Origin of the sequence: Planktotalea sp., assembly GCF_018607965.1 — a bacterium.
Lineage (GTDB): Bacteria > Pseudomonadota > Alphaproteobacteria > Rhodobacterales > Rhodobacteraceae > Planktotalea.
In genome coordinates, this window is the sequence record NZ_JABBAM010000112.1 from 1,539 (window position 1) to 8,071 (window position 6,533).

General features: G+C 52.0%; 7 protein-coding genes. 4 read left to right on the forward strand and 3 right to left on the reverse strand.

All coding sequences use genetic code 11. The features are described 5' to 3' along the window. The coding region (locus QZ279_RS10555; RefSeq protein ID WP_293450626.1) for an O-antigen ligase family protein at positions 1–965 on the forward strand (965 nt) is incomplete at its 5' end. A gap of 14 nt (positions 966–979) precedes the next feature. Here the strand turns inward: QZ279_RS10555 and QZ279_RS15750 are convergent. Further along, positions 980–1,522, reverse strand: coding sequence for a hypothetical protein (locus tag QZ279_RS15750; RefSeq protein ID WP_366513937.1), 543 nt, complete (start codon positions 1,520–1,522; stop codon positions 980–982). Between the two features lie 84 nt (positions 1,523–1,606). Continuing rightward, a complete protein-coding gene (locus tag QZ279_RS15755) occupies positions 1,607–2,038 on the reverse strand; it encodes a DUF2793 domain-containing protein (RefSeq protein ID WP_366513939.1) in 432 nt (143 codons plus the stop codon). Between the two features lie 415 nt (positions 2,039–2,453). Between QZ279_RS15755 and QZ279_RS10565 the strand changes: the two genes are divergently transcribed. Next, the gene (locus tag QZ279_RS10565; RefSeq protein ID WP_293450628.1) at positions 2,454–4,172 is read left to right on the forward strand and encodes a bifunctional sulfate adenylyltransferase/adenylylsulfate kinase; all 1,719 of its coding nucleotides are present in this window, start codon (positions 2,454–2,456) and stop codon (positions 4,170–4,172) included. A gap of 122 nt (positions 4,173–4,294) precedes the next feature. On the opposite strand, the gene QZ279_RS10570 is transcribed toward QZ279_RS10565, so the two are convergent. After that, the gene (locus tag QZ279_RS10570) at positions 4,295–5,617 is read right to left on the reverse strand and encodes a UDP-glucose/GDP-mannose dehydrogenase family protein (protein WP_293450630.1); all 1,323 of its coding nucleotides are present in this window, start codon (positions 5,615–5,617) and stop codon (positions 4,295–4,297) included. A 157-nt stretch (positions 5,618–5,774) separates the two neighbouring features. Here QZ279_RS10570 and rfbC point away from each other — a divergent pair, with 157 nt between their 5' ends. Then, positions 5,775–6,347, forward strand: a complete 573-nt coding sequence (gene rfbC / locus QZ279_RS10575) for a dTDP-4-dehydrorhamnose 3,5-epimerase (RefSeq protein WP_293450632.1) — start codon at positions 5,775–5,777, stop codon at positions 6,345–6,347. Beyond that, on the forward strand, positions 6,344–6,533 hold a 190-nt coding region (locus QZ279_RS10580; RefSeq protein ID WP_293450634.1), incomplete at its 3' end, for an NAD-dependent epimerase/dehydratase family protein. The genes rfbC and QZ279_RS10580, both read left to right, overlap by 4 nt.

Consider the following 6,533-nt stretch of genomic DNA (forward strand, 5'->3'; position numbering starts at 1 on the left):
GCCCACGTATGCACTACCGTGCGATTGCTCTGGAATCTTGGAGCGTGAGTTTGTTGTGCGTTGGTATTCTGGCGCTTTGGCTCCACATTCAAAAGGCGTCTGACATCAAACGCGCTTTGATTGTGTGGCTGCCTATTGCGCTAACACTGTCCTTCTTGATCGCCACTTTTTTCTATACCTCAGGCACTCAAGGCAAGCGAATATCACTCTTTACCCCTAACCCTTTGATCCCGCCATTCTGGTTTTTAGTTTTTTCTGTACTTAGCTTTACTTGGTTGTCCGAGATGATGCGTTGGGAGAGAGTTTGGCGGCTCGGACTTTTTCTCATGGCCGGATTGATGACAGTCTACGGTGGGGCACGGTTGGTTTTGTTGGCTTGGTTTCTGTGTGGATGCGCTTTGACTTTGTGGCTTTATATGCAAGCGGAGAAAAAGAAGCGGTTAGGGCTGCTTTTGAGAGTTGGTTTGGTTTTTTCGATTTGCTTGGCCGGCATGGTCTTAGTGGATTTTTTCGCGGGCGGAAAAATGTTGGCGCGAATGGCGATTTTTTCGCAGGTGGATTTCACCTATGAGAGCATCAGTGACAAGTTCCTGAGACTGCGCATTTGGACCGGTGCATTGTCGATTATTTCTGAGAACGTTCTGCTGGGCATTGGGCAGGTCAACGAGCGTTTCTCGATTCAGCAAGAAATGGGTTGGGACAGATGGCTGCGCGCGCATCAAACATATCTGTCTTACCTTATGGCTGGTGGCATTCTTGCATTGATATCCGGGCTTTTGATGCAAAGCCCGGTACTGGCGTTTGTCAGTGCGGCCAAACGACCAACGTTTTTTCCGGCCTTCCTTGGACTTGGCGTGATCATCACATTGAACTGCCTCACAGATTCAATATTTCAATCTGCAGTGAGTGTACAAGTCTTCATGGTGACCACGTTGATCGTTTTGCGCGCGAGCGATGCGGATTAACCGACCTTCATGCCTCAGAAACAGGTTTCATCCGCCATCATATAGCCGTCAAAGCTGCGAAAATTTCCCTGTAGTTCAACCGTGTCACCTGCACTCAAAGGGGTGAGGGTTTGCAAGGGTAGGGTGGTTGTTTCGCTATTATGCGTGCCGGTGATTTCACCCGTTGTGCCAGGAATCGCAGTGACACCGTTCAATACCAAGCGCCCTTGCATGCGCGCACCCGCGTTGCCGTTGGTTTTGTAGGTGAGGTTCGCACCAAGCAGATAGGTGCCATCCACAGGGGCGGTGAACAGGTTGGTGGCTGCGTCAAAGCACGCTTGATCATTATATTCAGCTACGTTGATGCCAAGCTTTGTCCAAGTACCAACACCAATATAATTGTCGTAATTCGTGTGCGCCTTAAAGCGGGGCAGGGCCGGTTGATCAGCGATGCCTGTGCTTGTGTCGATGCTCAGCGCATCGTGAAACGTGCTGCCATCCGGAGTCACGGAAAAGCGCAAATTATTGTCGGCAAAGAGACCAATCAGCGCGCGCGTTTGGAAATTGTCTTGCAGCACAAGACCCGCATCTGTCGCACTATTTTCCCTGTTTAGGGTCTGTATTAGGCTACCTGTTCCCCCATCGGCACTGTAAAGCGCGCTCTACAAAGCCGCGTTAAGTTTCGCAGCGAAAGGCGAGGATGCATCGGCCGCCATCCCCAATCCGATCCGCTCTGCGTCTTGCAACTGGCTGGACGTGACTTCGACCCAATCAGTGCCATCGAACACGGTCAGAATACCTTGTGCGATGACATATCCCTGCCAGCCCGCGCGCGGAGTTTGAAACTGCCAAGCGCCATCTAGATAGGCGGCAATCTTGCGGTCTTGCCCGATCCAATCACCACTGCCGCCAGCGGCCACGATGTAGCACTCCCCAATCTGCGGTGCCACGGGAGGTGCTGTTTGCGCATCATCCTCAAAGCTGAGCTGCACAAGTAGATCAAGCGCGCGCTGGGCCTCGTTATGGGTGACATGCTTTTGCGCTTGTGCAGCTTGAATGAAAGGCAGGGACAGGCGTGGGCTGGACTGGGACATGGATGCTCTCCGTCAGGGCGATCTGAATTGGTCCTGACGGTGCGTTAGTTGTCTTGTCGCAAGCTTACCTTGTCGTGCGTTTGATTAGTCTTTTTTCAATCTTTCTGAAACCCACCCAGCGCTGATGTTTGCTCTTGAACTGACATGTCGAGCACGCTGTGGTTTTCCTCAAAAGAAATGTGAGGCCAGTTTTTGTCAATTTATGCTTTCATGTGCTCAAATGCTGGCCCCTTAGCTCGAAAATCTATTCGAATTGAAGTCATTCATTTTTAATTTGGCTACAATTCATATAAAGATGCCTTTGGCTTGATTAGTTTGCGGTATTTGCTTGATTTGTGCCTCGTTTCTCTCATATCCCGCGCGCAATGATTAGCGCAGTTTCACTGCGAAAAACCGTGATGCAAGAGAGCAGAATATGAAAATGACTCCGAATTTGGCCCCGATTCCAGAACTTTACGTTTCTTATGAGAACGCTCAAAAGCTGAAACTCGAAGCAGCGGATTTGACGTCGCATGACATGTCTCCCCGCCAGATTTGCGATCTGGAATTGCTGATGAACGGTGGTTTCAATCCGCTCAAAGGGTTCATGTCTGAAGCGGACTACGACGGTGTTGTCGAAAACATGCGTCTCGCGGATGGTGCGCTTTGGCCCATGCCGATCACTTTGGATGTCTCTGAAAAATTCGCAGCCTCTATCGAATTGGGCCAGGACATTGCGCTACGCGATCAAGAAGGCGTCATTCTTGCCACCATGACAGTCACAGACCGTTGGGAGCCGAACAAAGCGAACGAGGCCGAGAAGGTCTTCGGCGCGGATGACGATGCGCACCCTGCTGTGAATTACCTGCACAACCAAGCCGGCAAAATCTACCTTGGTGGTCCTGTCACAGGCATCCAGCAACCGGTTCACTACGATTTCCGCGGTCGTCGCGACACGCCAAACGGACTGCGCGCCTATTTTCGCAAACTTGGCTGGCGCAAGGTTGTGGCCTTCCAAACCCGCAACCCATTACACCGCGCGCATCAGGAACTGACGTTCCGCGCTGCGAAAGAAGCGCAGGCTAACTTGTTGATCCATCCCGTCGTTGGCCTGACAAAGCCAGGCGATGTCGATCATTTTACACGGGTTCGCTGCTACGAGGCGGTTCTGGATAAATACCCACAGTCCACAACAACTATGTCCCTTTTGAACCTCGCCATGCGTATGGCCGGTCCACGCGAAGCAGTTTGGCACGGGCTGATCCGCGCAAATCACGGCTGCACGCACTTTATTGTTGGTCGCGATCACGCGGGCCCCGGCAAAAACTCCGCAGGCGAAGACTTTTATGGCCCCTACGATGCCCAAGATCTTTACCGCGCCAATCAATCTGAAATTGGTTGCGAAATGGTTGATTTCAAACACATGGTTTGGGTCGCTGAACGCGCACAATACGAAGCCATCGACGAAATCAAAAACAAAGACGAGGTCACGATCCTCAACATCTCCGGCACCGAATTGCGCCGTCGTTTGTCGGAGGGTCTTGAGATTCCTGAATGGTTCTCGTTCCCTGAGGTCGTAAAAGAGTTGCGCCGCACCAAACCACCGCGCTCCAAACAAGGTTTCACAGTCTTCTTCACCGGCTTCTCTGGGTCCGGTAAATCCACCATTGCGAACGCTTTGATGGTTAAGCTGATGGAAATGGGCGGTCGCCCTGTGACGCTTTTGGATGGTGATATCGTTCGTAAGAACCTGTCCTCTGAATTGGGTTTCTCAAAAGAGCACCGCGATCTAAACATCCGTCGCATCGGCTATGTTGCGTCTGAAATCACCAAGAATGGTGGCATCGCCATTTGCGCGCCCATCGCGCCCTATGCAACAACCCGCCGCGCGGTTCGTGAGGACGTTGAAGACTTTGGTGCTTTCATCGAAATCCACGTCGCGACATCGATTGAAGAGTGCGAAAAGCGCGATCGCAAAGGCCTGTATAAATTGGCGCGCGAAGGCAAGATCAAGGAATTCACAGGTATTTCAGATCCCTATGATGTTCCAGAGAATCCAGAACTGCGCGTTGAAACCGAAAACGTCGAAGTAGACAATTGCGCACATCAAGTGCTTCTCAAACTTGAGAGCATGGGGCTTATTGCAGCATCTTAAGGGTTTTGCTCACGCGGTATTAGAGGGCAGTATAGAAATATGTTGCCCTTTTTCACCTCTCAAAACAGTTAAGTTCAGTGCTATTTTAGAACTTCACGTCAGTTGAAAAGTTCTGTTTTAGATCACGCAGGGTTAAACCCCATACGTCCGATGCTGTCATAAGCTTCGAACCCGGCGCGTTTGGCGTCTTTGATGGAATAGACATTGCGCAGGTCGGCCATACGCGGGGTCGCCATTTTGCGCGCGAGCTTGTCGAGGTTTAGCGCGCGAAACTCGTTCCATTCAGTCAGCACAACGACCAGATCAGCGTTCTGTGCGGCCTTATAAGGATCATCGACCCAGTTCACACCGGGCAAGAGCGCTTCGCCTTCATGTTGTCCTTGTGGATCACAGACGCGCACTTTGGCGCCGCCACCAACCAGTGCGGGCACGATCGTCAGGGCAGGGGCGTCGCGCATATCGTCTGTGTCGGGTTTGAAGGTCACGCCCAGCATGGCAATGATTTTGCCGTTGAACGAACCATCGCAGAGGTCTTCGAGTTTGGTGATCATGCGGCGTTTGATTTCCTCGTTCACGGTAATCACTGTTTCGGTGATCTGCATAGGGACGGCGTGCTCTTGACCGATGCGCGCGAGGGCTTTGGTGTCTTTCGGAAAGCATGATCCGCCATACCCGGGACCCGCTTGTAAGAAGCGGCTACCGATACGTGCGTCCATGCCCATTCCGTTTGAGACTTGGTTAATGTCAGCGCCAACTTTTTCGCAGAGCATTGCGATTTCATTGATGAAGGTGATCTTCGTGGCCAGAAACGCGTTGGCGGCGTATTTGATCATCTCGGCGGATTCGAGATCAGTGACAACAACAGGATAGTCGCGCTGCGCAAGCGGGCGGTAAAGCTCGTTCATCGCCTCGGCGGCTTTGTCGGTTTGCACGCCTACGACCACACGGTCAGGCTTCATGAAATCATCAATGGCCGCGCCTTCGCGCAGGAACTCAGGGTTGGAGGCAACATCGAAATCAAGGGTCGGATTGGCCTTTTTGATCGTCTGTTTGACTTGGCGATTGGTGCCGACTGGCACGGTGGATTTGGTGACAACGACCACATAATCGCTTGCCATCTGCGCGATTTCTTCGGCAGCAGCCATCACATAGGTGAGATCCGCATGCCCGTCACCGCGCCGCGTGGGCGTACCAACAGCTATGAACACCGCTTCGGCACCCTCGATGGCGCTGGCCAGATCAAGGGTGAAAGACAGACGGCCTGCCTCCACGTTCTTGGCCATAAGTGCGCCGAGCCCCGGTTCATAGATCGGCACTTCGCCGCGCTCTAACATCTCGATCTTCTTTGGGTCTTTATCGACACAGACCACATCATGGCCGAAATCCGAAAAACAGACACCGGAAACGAGACCCACATAGCCTGTCCCGATCATTGCTATTTTCATGGGGTATCACCTTACTGCTTTGCCTCGTGTTTTGTATGCGTCAAAGGCACGGTAGGGGTCAACGGGGAGTTAGCGGCGTAAAAAACCATGGCACTTGCATCACATTGACATGATAGTCGTGCCATTGCTCTAACAGAGCAAATTGCGAGGGTGTTGCGTGCAGATTGAACAAACAAAGTTATCTGGTGTTTTGGTGCTGAAACCAAAGCGTTTCGGCGATGTACGCGGGTTCTTCTGCGAAAGCTGGTCGGCGGCGCGCATGGCAGAGGCAGGCCTGCACTATGAGTTTGTGCAAGACAATCATTTCCTGTCTGAGGCGGTTGGCACAATGCGTGGCCTGCACTTTCAAGCGCCCCCTCATGCGCAGGCCAAACTGGTGCGTTGCGGGCGTGGGCGGTTGTTTGATGTGGCTGTTGATATTCGCAAAGGCTCGCCCACATATGGGCAATGGACAGGTGTTGAGTTGAGCTATGAGAACGGCAAGCAGCTACTTGTACCGCGTGGCTTCCTGCATGGATTTGCGACCTTAGAACCCGATACAGAGATCATTTATAAGTGCGATGGTACCTATTCGCCCGAGTGTGACGGCGCTGTGCGCTTTGATGATCCTGATATCGGAGTTGAATGGAAAATAGGCTCTAATAAAGCTATTTTGTCTAAGAAGGATACGGCTGCGCCATACTTATGCAATTTTGACAGCCCCTTTGTCGATGAGGAGAGCAGCACATGAGACTTCTCGTAACAGGCGGTGCTGGTTTTATCGGATCTGCCGTTGTGCGCACAGCAATCAGGCTAGGGCATAGCGTCGTCAATGTCGATAAACTGACTTATGCGGCCTGCCTTGATAACGTCAAATCCGTTGCCGATAATGAGAACTATGTTTTCTTTCAAGCCGACATCTGTGAACGCGCTGCGA

Bases quoted from the DNA above. Each gene is read 5' to 3' on its own strand.
- QZ279_RS10565 (WP_293450628.1), top strand. From the start codon at position 2,454: ATGAAAATGACTCCGAATTTGGCCCCGATTCCAGAACTTTACGTTTCT.
- QZ279_RS10570 (WP_293450630.1), bottom strand. From the start codon at position 5,617: ATGAAAATAGCAATGATCGGGACAGGCTATGTGGGTCTCGTTTCCGGT.
- QZ279_RS15755 (WP_366513939.1), bottom strand. From the start codon at position 2,038: ATGTCCCAGTCCAGCCCACGCCTGTCCCTGCCTTTCATTCAAGCTGCA.